Genomic DNA, 15308 nt, shown 5'->3' with positions numbered 1-15308 from the left:
TGCGGGAGAAGACGTCTGAGGACGTCATGTCGTATGAGACGTCTCTCGCTCGGGTGACGTCCACCTCTACGGTGCCCGGAGTTCGACCACGGTCACCTCGGGCCGCGCACCGATCCGCATGGGCGGTCCCCAGTAGCCGGCGCCGGTGGTGACGTACAGCTGCGTGTCGCCGTGCCGGGACCAGCCCTCGACCGCGGGCTGGTCGAGGCGGATGGCGTAGTCGAAGGGCCACAGCTGCCCGCCGTGCGTGTGCCCGGACAGCTGCAGGTCCACGCCGGCGGCCCGCGCCTGGTCGACCATGTACGGCTGGTGGGCGAGCAGCACGACCGGCGTCGCGTCGTCCCGGCCGTCGAGGGCGGCGTCGAGGTCCGCGCCGTGCCCGGGGACGCCGGAGCGGGCCGCGGTGCGGTCGTCGATGCCGGCCAGGTCGAACGACGCGCCGCCGCGGGTGATCGGCACCCGCTCGTTGCGCAGCACCTCGACGCCGAGGGTGGGGAGGTGCCGCAGCCAGGCCGCGGTGTCGACGAAGTACTCGTGGTTGCCGGTGACGAAGTACACGCCCTGCTCGCTGACCAGGTCGGCCAGCGGCGCGACCTCCTCGCGCAGCTCGTCGACCTCGCTGTCGACCAGGTCGCCGACGATCGCCACGACGTCGGGCCGCTGGGAGTTGACGATCTCGACCAGCCGCTCGAAGCGCCGTCCGCCGTAGGTGGCCGACAGGTGGCCGTCGGAGAAGGTGACGATCCGCAGGCCGTCGAGCGCCGGGTCCAGCCGCGGCAGGGTGACCGGCACCCGGCGGACGACGGGCGCGGAGTTGGCGAGGTACACGCCCGTGCCGGCGGTGCCCAGCGCCACCGCACCGGCGGTGACGGCGAGCGAGCGCGCGAGGAACAGCCGGCGGGAGGGATCCGCGACGACCGCGCGGTCCTCCGGCCGCGACTCCGGCTCCGGGCCCCGCTCCGGGTCGGGGCCGACGGCGGGCACCGGTGCCGGCGTGGCCGGGACGGCGGCGGGGGCGGTGGCGGTGGCGGGCCGGCGGGTCCAGTGGCGCAGCACCAGGCGGACCGGCTCGAGGACGAGCAGCGCGAGGAACGCGTAGAAGGCGACGCCGAGCCAGGTGTAGGCGACCCAGTCCAGCGGGGCGGCGGCGTCCAGGGGGAGCGTGCGGCGCAGCAGCACCGCGGTGGCGGGCAGCAGGGCGAGCACCACGGTCAGGGCGGTGAGCCGCCGCCTCGCCCGGCCGGGCCGGGTGGTGCTCCTGACCAGGCGCCACCAGAGGTAGCCGTGCAGGAGGAGCAGGGCGACGAGGACGACCGTCCCGAAGCCGAGCAGACCGATCAGGGACAGGACGGACCTCGCTTCGGCTGTGCGGGAGACACCACGGCAGGAGACGTGCGGGCGGCCCGGGACGTTCCCGTCCCGGGCCGCCGGTACGCGCGGTCAGGCCCTCGCGGCCGCCTTCACCGCGGCGCGCAGGGTGGGCTCGAGTGCCCAGAACCGCTGGTCGGCGTGCTCGGCGCGCAGCTCCTCCAGCGCGTGCAGCCGGCCGTAGGTGAAGGTGTCCTCCCCCGCCCCGACGGCGGCCGCTGCCAGCCGCAGGCACCACTGCCGGGCGACGACGGTGTCCTGGGCCTCGCCGAGCACGTCCTGCACCTCCTTCATGCAGGCGACCAGGGCCTCGGCCGGCGCCCCGAGCACCGGCGCGGCGACCTCGGCGGTGTAGCGGACCCGCTTGGCCGCCTTGCGCACCTCGTGGAGGGCGTGCTCGGTCTCGTCCTCGTGCGCGCCCGGGTCCTCCGCCTCGCGTTCGCGCGCCTCGGCGGTGCGGGCCTGCATCCGCTTGCCGGTGCGCTTGACCGCGTCGGCGAGGACGGCGTGCGCGGACTCACCGGCCGCCTCGAGGAGCGGCGGGTCGGCGAGCAGCGCGTCGAGCGCGTCGAGCAGCGCCAGGTGCCGCCGGTCCGACAGCGCCCGGACCGCCGCCTTGCGGCCCCGCTCGACGTCGGCCACCTCGGTGGACCGCAGCCGGGCGGCCACCGGGCCGCGGACCAGCTCGACCGGCTGCGCCGCGACCACGGACCTGAGGTGCTCGAGGGCCACCTCGCCGTCGCGGGCGCCGGAGAGCGCGGCGCCGATCCACTGCAGCTCGTCGCGGACCGGGTCGGTGGCGGTGCGGTCGAGCACCGGCCGGAACGCGGCCAGGATGCTGCGCAGCCGGCGGCAGGCCACGCGCAGGTCGTGCACGCCCTCGGGGTCGCCGGTGCGGACGCCGATGTCGGCGGTCTGCAGCGCCTCGACCTGGGTCCGCAGCGCGCCGAGCACCACCTCGGCCGCCGTCGGCCCGCCCTGCTGCCGCTTCTTCTTCCCCTTCCTGCCGCCGTTCCCGTCCTCCGCGGCGGCCGGCGGACGCGGCGGGGCGAGCGCCGCGAGCCGGTCGGCCAGCACGCGGGAGAGCTTGGACGGCAGGTCGGAGGGCTCGATGCCCGCCGCGCCGAGCGCCGCGGTGACGCCGTCGAGCAGCGCCTGGTCGCCCTCGACCAGCTCCACCTCCAGCTCGCGCCAGGTCGTGACGGTCGCCGGGCTCTCGGGGTCGGGGGCGAGCGCCGTGCCGGTGACGGTGTCGGCGGCGACCTCGGCGAGCACGCGGCCGTCGTCGGCGAGCAGGTGCGTGACCTGCCGCGTCGTCTGCAGGGTGGCGACCGGTCCGGGCCTGGCGCCGCGGAGGACGGCGGTCACCGGCTCGGTCACCGCCCGCGGCACGACCGTGCGGCGGGTGCCCAGCGGGGCGTGCACCTCCCGGCGGGAGCCCGCGACGGCGGTGGGCAGCTTGAGGTGCCAGCCGGCGTCGGTGCCGCCGGTCCGCCGGCGCAGCGTGACCCGCGCGCGGGCCAGCCGCAGGTCCGGGGTGTCGAAGTAGGTGGCGTCCAGGTCGTGGGTGACCGGGTCGCCCATCGCCGCGACGCCGTCCACGGTCGTCAGGTCGGGCAGGACGACGTCCGGCCCCGTCTCGAACTTGCGCTCGACCTCGAGCTGTCCGCTGCCCACGTCGTCCTCCTCCTGGATTCCCGTCGCACCCGACCGTAGGCGCAGGCGGGTGTCGGAACACACCCGTGCGGGCACTCCCCCGCGGAAACGACGCCAGCCGGGGTGTCGACGGAGGAGGCGAGCACCGTGTTGAGCGAGCGAGACCTGTCCGCGGCGATCGGGAGCACGGTGCAGGGCCCCGACGGCGAGAAGATCGGCACCGTCGAGAGCTTCTTCGTCGACGACCGCACCGGCGCGCCCACCTGGGTGGCCGTGAGCACCGGCCTGTTCGGCACCCGGCACTCGATCGTCCCGGCCACCCAGGCGACCTTCGACGACGGCGTGCTGAGCGTGCCCGTGCACAAGGACGCCGTCCGGTCCGCCCCGCACCTGGGCGGCGACCACCTCGGCCCGGAGGAGGAGGCCGCGCTGCGGCAGCACTACGGGCTGACGGCGGGCGCGGCGCCCGGCGTCGCGGCCGGGCAGCCCGGGGCGCCGTCGGGGACCGGCCCGGCCCCCGTGGGGGCCGGGCCCGCGACCGACGTGCCGGCTCCCGGCGGGACGGTCGCGGACACCCCCACCCGGCCGGTCCCCCCGCCGGCCACCGCGACGCGGACCACCACCGAGCAGGCCGCCCCGCCCGCGCCGGCGGAGCCCGCCGCCCGGCACGCCGCGCCGCCCACCGACGGCGCGATGACCCGCAGCGAGGAGCAGCTGCGCGTGGGCACCGAGCAGGTGGCGGCCACGCGGGTGCGGCTGGTCAAGTACGTGGTCACCGAGGAGGTGCAGGTGACCGTGCCGATCCGGCGCGAGGAGATCCGCGTCGAGCACGTGCCCCTCGACGCCCCCGACCTCCCCGGCGAGTCGCTGCAGCCCGCCGACGGGACGGCGCCCGTCGCCGGCGCGCCGTCGGCCGGCACCGGGGGCCTGCCCGGGGAGATCGTGCTGCACGCCGAGCGGCCGGTGGTGTCGGTCGAGGTCGTGCCGGTCGAGCGGGTCCGGCTGACCACCGAGGTGGTGCAGGGCCAGGAGCGGGTCAGCGAGCAGGTGCGGCGGGAGCAGATCGTCGTCGACCAGACGCGCTCGCCGCAGCCGGGACGTGCCGGGACGGCCCCGCTGCAGGGGCCCGCCGCGAGCTAGCCGGCGGCCGGGGGCAGCGGGGTCCTCCCACGGTCGGCGAGGAAGGCGAACCGCTTGCGGGTGGCGGTGACCTCGGCGGGGTCGACGTCGGCCAGCACGAGGGTCTCGCCACCCGCGGCGGCGGCCAGCACCTCGCCCATCGGGTCCACGACCCGGCTGTCCCCGGCGTGGTGCAGGCCGTCGCCGCCGGTGCCCACCCGGTTGCAGGCGACCACGTAGGCCTGGTTCTCGATGGCGCGCGCCTGCAGCAGCGTCGTCCAGTGGTGCCGGCGGGCCGAGGGCCAGTTCGCCGTCACGAGGTAGACGTCGGTGGTCTCGGCGGCGGCCCAGAACACGTCCGCGAAGCGCAGGTCGTAGCAGACGAACGGCGTGATCCGCAGGTCGCCGACGGTCACCGTCACCGGGCCGTCGCCGGCGCGGTAGCGCTCGGCCTCGCCGCCATGGGTGAACGGGTGCAGCTTGCGGTAGCGGTGCACCGTGCCGTCGGGACCGGCCAGGACGAACGAGTTGTAGGGGAGGTCCGCGCCCGGGGCGACCTCCGGGCAGGTGCCGGCCACCCAGACGCCGTGCTCGGCGGCCTGCGCGCGCAGGAAGGACGCCGACGGCCCGTCCTCGGGCTCGCCGATGCCCGGCGTCATCGAGAAGCCGGTGGAGAACGTCTCGCCGAGCAGCACGAACTCCGCCCCGGCGGCCGCCGCGCGGGCGACCTGCGGCGCCAGCCGGGCGTAGTTGGCCTCCCGGTCCTCCCACACGATGTCGTGCTGGACGATCCCGAACCTCACGCTGCGCCTCCCCGGCCGGACCTCATGCGGACATCCTCGTCAGGCGCGCAACCGCCTCGTCGAGGACCTCGTCGCGCTTGCAGAAGGCGAACCGCACGAGGTGGCGGCCGAGGTCGGCGTGGCCCGCCGTCCAGAAGACGCCGGCGGGCACCGCCACCACCCCCGCCCGCTCCGGCAGGGCGCGGCAGAAGGCCAGGCCGTCGCCGTCGGGCTGCACGCCGCGGACGTCGACCATCGCGAAGTAGGTGGCCTGCGGGCTGATCGTGGGCAGGCCCGCGGCGCGCAACCCGGCGACCAGGACGTCGCGGCGGCGCTGCAGGTCGCGGGCGATGCCGGTGAAGTAGGCGTCGGGCAGCGCGAGCCCGGCGGCGACCGCGGGCTGGAAGGGCCCGGCGTTGACGTAGGTCAGGAACTGCTTGGCGGTGCGGACGGCGGCCACCAGCGGCGCCGGCCCGCAGGCCCAGCCCACCTTCCAGCCGGTCGTGCTGAACGTCTTGCCGCCGCTGCCGACCACCAGCGTCCGCTCGCGCAGCCCCGGGAGGGTCGCCGCGGGGACGTGCTCGGCGCCGTCGAACACCAGGTGCTCGTAGACCTCGTCGGTGACCAGCAGCAGGCCCGCCTCGAGGACCACCTCGGCGACCAGGTCCAGCTCCGCCCGGCTGAACACCTTGCCGGTGGGGTTGTGCGGGGTGTTGAGCAGCAGCAGCCTCGCCCGCGGGGTGACGGCGGCGCGCAGGTCGGCGGGGTCGAACGTCCAGACGCCGCCCTCGGTGTCGGCCGGCGGCGGGCTCAGCGGCACCGGGCGCAGCACGCCGCCGGCCATGGCCACCGCCGCGGCGTAGCTGTCGTAGACCGGCTCGAACAGGACCACCTCGTCGCCGGGCTCGACCAGCGCCAGCATGGCGGCGGTGAGGGCCTCCGTGGCGCCGGCGGTGACCAGCACCTCGGTGTCGGGGTCGAAGGCGAGCCCGCGGAAGCGCCGCACGTGCGCGGCGATCGCCGTCCGCAGCTCCGGGGTGCCGGGGCCGGGCGGGTACTGGTCGGCCATGGTGCCGATGGCGGCGCGGGCGACGTCGAGGACCTCCGCGGGGCCGGGGGTGTCGGGGAAGCCCTGGCCGAGGTTGATCGACCCGGTGGCGACGGCGAGCGCGCTCATCTCGGCGAACACCGTCGTCCCGAAGCCCTGCAGCCGGTCGGCGAGGTACGGCTCGCGGCTCATGCGGCCACCTCGAAGCGGACCGAGCGGCGGGCGACGTCGGCCTCGGTGAGCCGCACCCGCACCCGGGAGCCGGCGGCGGGGCCGGTGCCGGTGCAGCGGGCCCGGATCGCGGGCTCGGCGAGGACCACGGTGCCGCGGTCGCCGTCGGCGTCGACCACGACGGCGTCGAACAGCGCGCCCTCGCGGCCGGCGAGCAGCCAGGCCTCGGTGGCGTCGACGGCGGCCCGCTCGACCGCCCGGGTGCGCCGGTCGGAGGCGGCCATGAGGCCGGGCAGCTCCGGCAGGGCGGCGCGCACCGCGGGGTCGGGCTCGCGGCCGGCGGCCAGCGCGAGGCAGACCTCGGTGGCGAACCGGTCGACCAGCCGGCGCAGCGGGGCGGTGACGTGCGCGTACGGGGCGCCGACGCCGGCGTGGCCGGTCTGCCCGGGCGGGGCGCCGTCGAAGGGCGTGTAGGCCGCGCCGCGCAGCAGGGCGGCCGCCTCCTCGAGGAAGGCCGCGTGCCGGGGGTCGGCGACGTGGAGCCCGGCGAGGACCTCCCCCGGCCCGGCGCCGTCCGGCCACCGCACGCCGAGCGCGGGGGCCAGCCGGCGCAGGCGCTCGACGTCCTCCGGCCGGGCGGGCGGCAGGGTGCGCAGCACGCCCACGCCGCCGTCGAGCATGAGCCGGGCCGCGACCCGGCCGGTGAGCAGCGAGACCTGCGCGTTCCAGCCCTCGACCGGCAGGTCCGCGCGGGCGACCAGCGTCCAGCCGCCGTCGGGACCGCGCACCACCTGCTGCTCCGGGGTGCCGAGCTCGACGGCCCCGCGGTCGGCCGCGCGCCGCTCGAGCAGCCGGCCGACCTCGGGCAGCAGCGCGATCGGGTCGGGGAGGGTGCCGGCGTCGGCCTGCGCCTGGACGCCGGGGTAGGCCAGCTGCGCGCGGCTGCGGACGCGGGCCCGCCGCAGGTCGACGCCACGCACCTCGCCGTCGGCGTCGAGCCGGACCGTCCACAGTGCGGCGGGGCGGTCCTGCCCCGGCAGGAGGCTGGCCGCGCCCTCGCTGAGCACCGGCGGGTGCAGCGGGGTGCGCCGGTCGGGGCTGTAGAGGGTCTGGCCGCGGCGCCGCGCCTCGGCGTCGAGCGCGCTGCCGGGGGGCACCACCGAGCCGACGTCGGCGATCGCGTAGCGCACGACGTAGCCGCCGTCCTCCCGCGCCAGGTGCACCGCCTGGTCGAGGTCGCGGCTGCCCGGCGGGTCTACGGTCACCAGCGGGAGGGCGGTGGCGTCCTCGTCCGGCAGCGGGAGGGCCGCCGCGACCCGCTCGGCCTCGGCGAGCACGTCGGCCGGGAAGGACTCGGGGACGTCGTGCTCCGCGCGGATCGCGGCGAAGTCCGGCCCGGCGGGCGCGGCCTCCGGCCACCGGGGCAGGGCGAGGGGGAACCGGTCCCTGGTCGCGGGGAACCCGGCAGCCGGAGGTGCGTCGTCGTTCCACGTGGAACCCGCGTCGGGGTTCACGCGACGCGCACGTCCTCGGCGCCCTCGATCGAGACGACGTCGCCCCGGCGCACCTGCCGGCCGCGGCGCTCCTCGGGCTCGCCGTTCACCCGCACCGCACCGGTGACCAGCACGTCCTTGACCTGCGCGCCGGTCGGCACGGCGTCGACGAGCTTGAGCAGCTGACCGAGGCGGATGGAGTCCTCACCGGGACGCAGTTCGACGGTGCGCACGACGTCGATCGTGCCCTCAGGCGGGGACGAGCGCGTCACCGACGGCCACCCGGCCCGCCACCGGCACCAGCGCGCCGACCGCCAGCGTGCCGCCGCGCTCGCGGTGCACGGTCTTGAGGACGCCGGTGTCGCGGCCGATGCCGCCCGGCTGCGGCCGGGTCACCATGACGCAGCGGCTGACCGGCTTGAGCACGTCGAGCACCGCGGTGCCCAGCCGCACCGTCGACCCGACCAGGTCGTCCTCGCCCGCGCCGTCGAGCAGCACGTTGGCGCGGAACCGCCGCCGGTCCCAGGTGCCGAGCGTGCCGGTGGAGACCAGGGAGACGCGGATCCGCGAGCTGTCGTGGAAGGCGCCGGACGCGCCCTCCCAGGCGTCCCACGGCCCGCCGTCCTCGTCGTCGACCGGGTCCTCGTACTGCCGCGGACCGCGGACGGCCTCCGCCGCGCGCAGCGCCACCGGCTTCCCGAGCCAGGCGGAGAGGACGGCGTCGTCGCCGGTGACCGTGCCGTCGGGCAGGACCACCTCGACGCCGCCGTCGGCCCGCAGCCGGCCCGAGGCGAACAGCAGGTCGGGGATGCGGCGGGCGGTGAGGCCGAAGCCGGTGGACCGGTCGAACAGCGCCCACCGGCGGTCCCCGGCCAGCCCCTCGGGGCCGACGTCGACGGCGTCGAGCCGCTCGCCCTGCAGCGACTTCACCGGATAGCGCCAGAGCTCCTGCACCCGCACGTCAGGCCGCTGTCCAGGTGAGGGTCCACGTGCCCGACCAGGTCTCCCCCGGGTCGAGGACGACGAGGTCGGCGTCGTCGGCCAGCGCGTTCGGCGGGCACGTCATCGGCTCGACGGCGAGGCTGCGCCGCCGCTGGCCCTCGGGCAGCGTGTCGCCGCTGTAGACCTGCAGCCACGGCCAGGACCGGTCGACGGCGAGCTCGAGCGCGCCGGCGGCGCCGCGCAGCCGGACCCGCGCCCACCCGTCGTCGTCGCGGTCGAGGTCGGTGACGGCGTCGTCGAGGGCGCGGTCGCCGATCCGGCCGACGGCGCCGTCGAAGGGCCGGCGGGTGCCGGTGGGCAGGCCGCCGTCGAGGTCGAGGGCGGTTCGCGCGGGGACGGTGAGCTCGGCGTCACCGATGCCGCCGTCGGCGTCCGCCCCGACCGACAGGTAGGGGTGCATGCCGGCGCCGAACGGCGCGGGCCGGTCCCCGGCGTTGCGGACCCGGACGGTGACGGTGAGCCGGTCCTCGCCGAGGAGGTGGTCGACGGCGGCCGCGAGGCGGAACGGGTACCCGGGGCGGGCCTCGACGACGGTGCCGACGGTGACCGCGTCGGAGTGGCGGGCCAGCACCTCCCACCGCTGCCAGGTGACCAGGCCGTGCGCGGCGGGCTTGCCGGGCGCCGCGACGTCGAGCTGGAGCCGCTGCCCCTCCCACGTCCACCGCCCGTCGCGCAGCCGGTTCGGCCACGGCAGCAGGACGCCGCCGCGCCGCCCGGCGGGCACCGTGCCCGCGGGATAGCCGTCGAGGACGTCCCAGCCGCCGGCGGTCAGGGCGCGCAGCCCGCCACCGCGCAGGTCGACGGCGAGGCGGGCGTCCCCGCGGACGAGCTCCACCTCCGCCGGCTCGGTCTGCGGCCAGGCGGTCATCGGCGGCACGCTCACCGGCTCACCCCACCACACCGGCGCCGCGCGGGCCCAGCCCGTGATCGAGCGGGAGGACGACGCCGTCCGCCTCGTGGGCCAGCTCGACGGTGCCGCGGCCCGGCCAGGTCGCCGGCCGAGGCTGCTCATGTCCCCGCTTCCCCCGCCTGTCGAGGTCCTCCCGGGATCTGTGGACACGGCTCTGACCTGCGGATTCACGTCGCGCCGGGGTCTCTGATCGACTATTCTTCGATCATGCGTTCGGGTGAGCCAGGGAGCGGTGACGTCCTCGACGACGTCGCCGCGCTGGTCGCCGAGCGCAACCGGATCGACGCCCGCCTCGCCCGTCGGGTCCGGGCCGCCGAACTCGAGCAGGCACCCGAGCGGGACGGGCTGAGGTCGATGGCCTCCTGGCTGCGCGGGCACTGCCGGCTGTCGGCCGCCGAGGCCTCCCGGCTGGTGCGCACCGGGCGGGCGCTGGAGCACCTGCCCGCCCTCGCCGAGGCGCACGACGCCGGTCTCGTGTCCGCCGAGCAGGTCGCCGTCGCGACACGGGCGGTGACACCCGAACGCCTCACCGCCGCCGCAGCCGCCGGGGTGGACCTGGCGGTGATCGACACGGTGCTCACCGGGGTGGCGGTCGAGCAGCCGCACGCCGACCTCGTCCAGGTGGTGCAGCGCTACCTCGACGCCCTCGACCCGGACGGGCCGGAGCCCGACCCCACCGAGGGCCGGTCGCTGATGCTGTCCCGGCACGCCGACGGCTCCCTCACCATCCGCGGGCACCTGGACGCCGTGGGCGGCGAGAGGCTGCAGACCGCGCTGGAGGCGCACGTGCAGGCCGACCGCCCCGCCGGCGACGGGCGCAGCCGCGCCCAACGCCTCGGCGACGCGCTGGTGCAGCTCGCCGACAACGCCCTGGCCGCCGGCAATCTGCCGACGCTGCGCGGGCACAAGCCGCAGATCGCCGTCGTCATCGACGTGGAGGACCTGGTCGATCCGGCCGGCGGGCCGAACGCCGGGCGGATGGGCTTCGGCGCCACCATCTCCGCCGCCCGCGCCCGCTGGCTGGCCTGCGACGGCGCGGTGTCCCGGGTGGTGTTCGGCCCCGACGGCGCACCACTGGACCTCGGCCGGGAGCAGCGGCTGGCCAGCCGCCACATCCGCCGCGCCGCCGAGCTGCGCGACGGGGGGTGCGTGTTCGCCGGCTGCGGCGCGCCGACGTGGTGGTGCGACGTCCACCACCTGGTCCACTGGATCGACGGCGGCGACACCAGCCTCGACAACTCGGCGCTGCTGTGCGAGCGCCACCACACCAAGGTCCACCACGGCTTCCGGGTGGAACGACAACCGGACGGCCGATGGCGCACCCACCGGCCCGACGGCACTGCGATCACCACCCCGGCGCCGCTGCTCGCCCCCGCCGCCTGACCGCGCCCACACGCGCGCACGGCCGCCCGCTCCCCCAGCGGACGGCCGTGCAGGCGTGCTCGCGGTCAGGATGCAGCGGTCACCTGCTCACCGATCTGCAGCACCTGCTCGCGGGTCAGCTCCTGTGGTGCCAGGAGCCGGAAGAACCGCCCGTCGGGGAGCTGGCCGAGGAGCGTCCAGGAGGGCGGGGTCCCGACGTCACCGGTCAGGAGCGCCAGGCGCCCCGGCCGGCCCTGGACCGTCACCGTCTCCGCCGGGGCGGCCGTCGGCATCCCGTCGAGGAGCCCGTCGATGCTCCCGGTGTCCTGGGCACCCGTCGCGCTGAGCCGCAGCGACTGCAGCGGATCGGCGTCGCTGACCAGGTCGAGGCTCCGGCTCTCCTCGTAGCCGCCCACCGACCAGCCGGCCGGCGCCAACCCGAACTGGAGCCCCACCGGCTGCGGCCGGTCGACGATCGACTCCCCCACCGCGACCAGCGCCTCGGCGCGGGCCTGGGCGCCCTCGCCCGCCAGCCACACCCACTGCCCGTCCGGGCGCTCCCACAGCAGGCTGACCGTGCCGTCCTCCGTCCAGACGGAGGCCTCGGCGCCGTCGACGGTCGCCGTCCCGGTCGGCTCGCCCTCCGGCCAGAACCCGTACCCCTCCGAGGACCGGGGGTCCTCCGGATAGAGGCCGAGCAGGACCCGGCCCGGGTCCCCCGACGCCGGTCCGGTGGCACCGGGGCCGCCGGTGACCAGGTACGCGGGCTCGTAGGCGGCGACGAAGTAGGGCGGCGTGCTCCCGTACCGGGGCATGCCACCGCGCCGGCTGCGGAGCGGCGCCAGCCCCTCGGGCACCGGGTCGAGGGCGACCGGGAAGGTGACGGCCTCGGCCGCGACCAGCGTGATCCCGCCCGGCGCCGGCGCGGCGGCCGACGGGGCGGGGGGCCGCGGGACGGCGTCCTCGGACGCGACCACGACCGCCGTCGTCCAGGCGGCGGCGACGGCGACCAGCGCGGTGCCGATGCGCAGCGACACCCGCCGCCCGGGCAGCCGCGACCGCCACCGGCGGGTCCCGGCTGCCGCGATCTCCTCCAGCAGGGCGGCGCGGGCGGCCGCGCGCGCGGCGGGCGTCAGCGCCGGCGCCTCGGGCCCGGCCTCGCGGAGCAGGGTCGTCTCGTTCATCGGGTCTCCTCCGACAGCAGGTCGGACAGGGTGGGCGCCTCGAGCACGGCACGGGTCCGGCGGCGGGCGCGGTGCAGGCGGGAACGGACGGTGCCCACCGGGACGCCGAGCACCGTGGCGACCTCCTCGTAGGACAGGTCGCCCCAGGCCACGAGCAGCAGGACGTCGCGGTCGGGGGCCTTGAGCCCGGCGAGCGCAGCCGCCAGCGGGCCGCGCAGCGCCTCGGCGTCGAGCCGGTCGTGCGGGTCGTCGTCGGGGCGGGCGTCCGGCTCGGCCGCCGCCCGGGCCAGCGCCCGGTAGCGGCGCCGCTCGGCCCGCGCGGCGCCGTGCACCAGGTTGGTCGCGATGCCGATCAGCCAGGGCCGCACGTCCAGGCGCTCCGGACGGTAGTCGGCCCGTCGGCGGAAGGCGACGAGGAACGTCTCGCTGAGCAGGTCGTCGGCCAGCTCACCGACCCGCCGGCCCAGGTAGCGGTGCACCGCGGCGGCGTGCCGGTCGAACAGCGTCGCGAACAGCTCCGGTTCGGCGAGCGACCCGGCGAGCACCTCGGCGTCGGTCGGCAGCGACGACGGCAGCGCGCGCAGCGGGACGGCGCCCGGCGGCGGGTCCGCCGCCCGGTTCTCAGGGAGCGCTGTCACGGCTGGTGATGATCCGGCCGCGGGAGGTGAGGTCGTCACACCTCTTCATGTCCGGTCGCCCGGATCCGGTTCGCGGGGCGGCATCGCCCTCGCCGCCGGCACCCGGCACACCGCCCTGGCCCTCCGCCTCGGCTTCCTGCCGTGGCCGGCCTCCGGCCTGCTGCTTCACCGGCACCTGGCGTGGACGCTGCCCGACGAGGCCGACGACCCCCTGCCGGCCTGGCCCCCGATCCCGGTCAGGCCGGACCGAGGTCCCGCTCGTAGTACAGCGAGCACCCGGCGTCCGGGGCGTCGACGTAGGCGCCGAACGCGGGGATCGGACGGTAGCCCGCCCCCTCGTACAGCGCGATCGCCTCGGGCTGGCGCGGGCCGGTCTCCAGCCGCAGCGTCGTCCAGCCGCGCTCGCGGGCCGCGGCCTCCAGCCCCGCGAGCACCAGCTTGGACACGCCCCGGCCGCGGGCCACCGGCGCCACGTACATGCGCTTGACCTCGGCCACGCCGTCGCCCAGGGCGCGCAGCGCACCGCAGCCGACCGCCGTCCCGTCCGGGTCCCGTGCGACCAGGACGACGCTGACGTCCGCGGCCGACGGCGGCGTCCCCGGCTCGCCGTCGCCGTCGTAGCGGGCCCGCAGCTCGGCCTGCTGGGCGGTGGTCAGCCGGCGCACCTCGTCGTCGTCCCAGGCGGCGGGCTCGAGCAGGACCGTCACCGGCTGATCCCGTGCAGCAGCAGCGCGGCGAGCTCGCGGTAGGCGGCGGCGTCGTCCAGGCCGGTGGCGCGGGCGGTGTCGCCCCGGCCGATGCGCGACATCAGCGTGGTGACGGTGTCGGCCACCAGGGCCGGGTGCACCTCGCGGAACCGGCCGGCCGCGACGCCGTCGGCGATCATCGCGGTCACCCGCTCGGCGGCGGCGGCGGTGTTGTGCTCGTACACCGCCCGTCCCGGCGGGAACGCCTCCAGGTCGCGGTAGAACGCCCGCGACGCCGGGGTCAGCGCCCCCGCCACGGCCTCCAGGTATGCCGTGACCCGCCGCGCCGGGTCGGTCTCCCCGGCGGTCCGCGCCTCGACGGCGGCCGTCGCCCGGCGGAAGAAGTGCCGCACCACCCGGACGGCGAGCTGTTCCTTGCTGTCGGCGAGCGCGTACAGCGTCGTCTTGGAGCAGCGCAGCCGGACGGCGAGGTCCTCGAGGGTGAACCCGGCGAAGCCCTCGGCGAGGAACACCTCGGTGAGCTGGTCGAGCAGCTGCGCCTGGCGCGCGGTCAGCCGCCGCTCGCCGGTGTCGGTCGTCGTCACGGCACCTCCTCCGGCCGGACAGCATGCCCCTGGACGACGGACAGTACTGCCGTACCGTTGCCGGTACTGCCGCTGATCCGCGACGAGGGGGACCCCGTGGCCGTCGACCGTGAGCTGCCCACCCAGGAGGCCGCCGACCTCATCGCGCTCACCCGCGAGATCGCCGACGCCGAACTGGCGCCGCGGGCCGCGGGGTACGAGCGCGAGGAGCGCTTCCCGCGGGAGGTGTTCACCCTGCTCGGCGAGGCGGGCCTGCTGGGCCTGCCCTTCGGCGAGGACGTCGGCGGCGGCGGGCAGCCCTACGCGGTCTACCTGCAGGTGGTCGAGGAGCTGGCCATGCGCTGGGCCAGCGTCGCGCTGGGGGTGAGCGTGCACACCCTCGCCTGCGGCCCGGTCGACCGGTTCGGCACCCCCGAGCAGCGCGAGCGGTGGCTGCCGGAGATGGTCGGCGGCCGGCTGCTCGGCGCCTACTGCCTGTCCGAGGCGCACGCCGGCTCCGACCCCGCGGCCATGCGCGCCGCCGCCAAGACCACCGAGGACGGCTGGGTGGCCACCGGCGAGAAGGCCTGGGTCACCCACGGCGGGCAGGCCGACTTCTACACGACCTTCCTGCGCACCCCCGACGACGGCGAGCGGGCCATCTCCTGCTTCCACCTCACCCCCGACCTGCCCGGCCTCTCCGCCGCGCCGCCCGAGCAGAAGATGGGCCTCACCGGCTCCACCACCGCCGCCATCCGGCTCGACGACGTCGCGGTGCCCGCCGACCGGATGGTCGGCGAGCCCGGCCGCGGCCTGGCCATCGCCCTGGGCGCGCTGGACTCCGGCCGGCTCGGGGTCAGCGCCGTCGCCGTCGGGCTGGCGCAGTCCGCGCTCGACGTCGCGGTCGCCTACGCGCTCGAGCGGGAGGCGTTCGGCCGGCGCATCGTCGACCACCAGGGCGTGGCGTTCCTGCTGGCCGACATGGCCGCCGCCGTCGAGTCCGCCCGCGCCACCTACCTGGTCGCCGCCCGCCGCAAGGACGCCGGCAAGCCCTACGCCCGGCAGGCCAGCATCGCCAAGCTGGTCGCCACCGACGCCGCCATGAAGGTCACCACCGACGCCGTGCAGGTGCTCGGCGGGGCCGGCTACACCCGCGACCACCCCGCCGAGCGGTACATGCGCGAGGCGAAGGTCATGCAGATCTTCGAGGGCACCAACCAGATCCAGCGGATGGTCATCGGCAAGCACCTGGCCAGGGAGGCCGTGCCCGCGAACGGCTGACCGTGCAGGACGCACGGCCGACTC

At 77.1% G+C, this 15308-nt stretch carries 15 protein-coding genes; 3 read left to right on the top strand and 12 right to left on the bottom strand.

The window, feature by feature from the left end; all coding sequences use genetic code 11:
• Positions 1 to 66: 66 nt before the first annotated feature.
• Both ACI8AB_RS09510 and ACI8AB_RS09505 read right to left on the bottom strand, forming a co-directional pair.
• Entirely contained in the window at positions 67 to 1209 is a 1143-nt protein-coding gene (locus tag ACI8AB_RS09510) for a metallophosphoesterase (protein WP_456949932.1), read from the bottom strand.
• 231 nt (positions 1210 to 1440) lie between these two features.
• Positions 1441 to 3045, bottom strand: coding sequence for a CYTH and CHAD domain-containing protein (locus tag ACI8AB_RS09505; RefSeq protein WP_456949931.1), 1605 nt, complete (start codon positions 3043 to 3045; stop codon positions 1441 to 1443).
• 126 nt (positions 3046 to 3171) lie between these two features.
• Between ACI8AB_RS09505 and ACI8AB_RS09500 the strand changes: the two genes are divergently transcribed.
• Positions 3172 to 4164 carry a PRC and DUF2382 domain-containing protein gene (locus tag ACI8AB_RS09500; protein WP_456949930.1) on the top strand — a complete coding sequence of 331 codons (993 nt, stop codon included), beginning with the start codon at positions 3172 to 3174 and terminating at the stop codon, positions 4162 to 4164.
• Here the strand turns inward: ACI8AB_RS09500 and ACI8AB_RS09495 are convergent.
• From ACI8AB_RS09495 to ACI8AB_RS09470, 6 genes are read right to left on the bottom strand one after another with little or no spacing between them, the layout of a single operon-like run.
• The gene (locus ACI8AB_RS09495; RefSeq protein ID WP_456949929.1) at positions 4161 to 4946 is read right to left on the bottom strand and encodes a nitrilase-related carbon-nitrogen hydrolase; all 786 of its coding nucleotides are present in this window, start codon (positions 4944 to 4946) and stop codon (positions 4161 to 4163) included. The genes ACI8AB_RS09500 and ACI8AB_RS09495 overlap by 4 nt on opposite strands.
• Before the next feature lie 22 nt (positions 4947 to 4968).
• Positions 4969 to 6165 carry a pyridoxal phosphate-dependent aminotransferase gene (locus tag ACI8AB_RS09490; RefSeq protein ID WP_387988673.1) on the bottom strand — a complete coding sequence of 399 codons (1197 nt, stop codon included), beginning with the start codon at positions 6163 to 6165 and terminating at the stop codon, positions 4969 to 4971.
• Complete coding sequence (locus ACI8AB_RS09485; protein WP_456949928.1) at positions 6162 to 7658, bottom strand: RNB domain-containing ribonuclease; 1497 nt, start codon at positions 7656 to 7658, stop codon at positions 6162 to 6164. The genes ACI8AB_RS09490 and ACI8AB_RS09485 overlap by 4 nt, the downstream gene beginning before the upstream one ends.
• Positions 7655 to 7870, bottom strand: a complete 216-nt coding sequence (locus tag ACI8AB_RS09480; protein ID WP_387988671.1) for an RNA-binding S4 domain-containing protein — start codon at positions 7868 to 7870, stop codon at positions 7655 to 7657. Before ACI8AB_RS09480 ends, ACI8AB_RS09485 begins: the two co-directional genes overlap by 4 nt.
• A 16-nt stretch (positions 7871 to 7886) precedes the next feature.
• A complete protein-coding gene (locus ACI8AB_RS09475; RefSeq protein WP_456949927.1) occupies positions 7887 to 8591 on the bottom strand; it encodes an MOSC domain-containing protein in 705 nt (234 codons plus the stop codon).
• A 7-nt stretch (positions 8592 to 8598) separates the two neighbouring features.
• Entirely contained in the window at positions 8599 to 9507 is a 909-nt protein-coding gene (locus ACI8AB_RS09470; protein ID WP_456949926.1) for an aldose epimerase family protein, read from the bottom strand.
• Between the two features lie 249 nt (positions 9508 to 9756).
• Here ACI8AB_RS09470 and ACI8AB_RS09465 point away from each other — a divergent pair, with 249 nt between their 5' ends.
• Positions 9757 to 10932 (top strand): DUF222 domain-containing protein, encoded by a 1176-nt coding sequence (locus ACI8AB_RS09465; RefSeq protein ID WP_456949925.1) that lies wholly within the window; start codon positions 9757 to 9759, stop codon positions 10930 to 10932.
• Positions 10933 to 10997: 65 nt separating this feature from the next.
• Here the strand turns inward: ACI8AB_RS09465 and ACI8AB_RS09460 are convergent, their stop codons facing one another.
• The 4 genes from ACI8AB_RS09460 to ACI8AB_RS09445 form a co-directional block, all read right to left on the bottom strand.
• A complete protein-coding gene (locus tag ACI8AB_RS09460) occupies positions 10998 to 12095 on the bottom strand; it encodes a hypothetical protein (protein WP_456949924.1) in 1098 nt (365 codons plus the stop codon).
• Positions 12092 to 12733 (bottom strand): RNA polymerase sigma factor, encoded by a 642-nt coding sequence (locus tag ACI8AB_RS09455; RefSeq protein ID WP_456949923.1) that lies wholly within the window; start codon positions 12731 to 12733, stop codon positions 12092 to 12094. The genes ACI8AB_RS09460 and ACI8AB_RS09455 overlap by 4 nt, the downstream gene beginning before the upstream one ends.
• A 236-nt stretch (positions 12734 to 12969) precedes the next feature.
• On the bottom strand, positions 12970 to 13440 hold the full coding sequence (locus ACI8AB_RS09450; protein WP_456949922.1) for a GNAT family N-acetyltransferase: 471 nt from the start codon (positions 13438 to 13440) through the stop codon (positions 12970 to 12972).
• Complete coding sequence (locus tag ACI8AB_RS09445; RefSeq protein ID WP_456949921.1) at positions 13437 to 14024, bottom strand: TetR/AcrR family transcriptional regulator; 588 nt, start codon at positions 14022 to 14024, stop codon at positions 13437 to 13439. Before ACI8AB_RS09445 ends, ACI8AB_RS09450 begins: the two co-directional genes overlap by 4 nt.
• Before the next feature lie 96 nt (positions 14025 to 14120).
• Between ACI8AB_RS09445 and ACI8AB_RS09440 the strand changes: the two genes are divergently transcribed.
• Positions 14121 to 15284, top strand: coding sequence for an acyl-CoA dehydrogenase family protein (locus ACI8AB_RS09440; RefSeq protein WP_456949920.1), 1164 nt, complete (start codon positions 14121 to 14123; stop codon positions 15282 to 15284).
• Positions 15285 to 15308: the final 24 nt, after the last annotated feature.

The sequence above is a fragment of the Geodermatophilus sp. SYSU D00698 genome (genome assembly GCF_054050335.1).
Note: the sequence above shows the minus strand (reverse complement) of the source record. Positions and strands in the feature narration are given on the sequence as shown.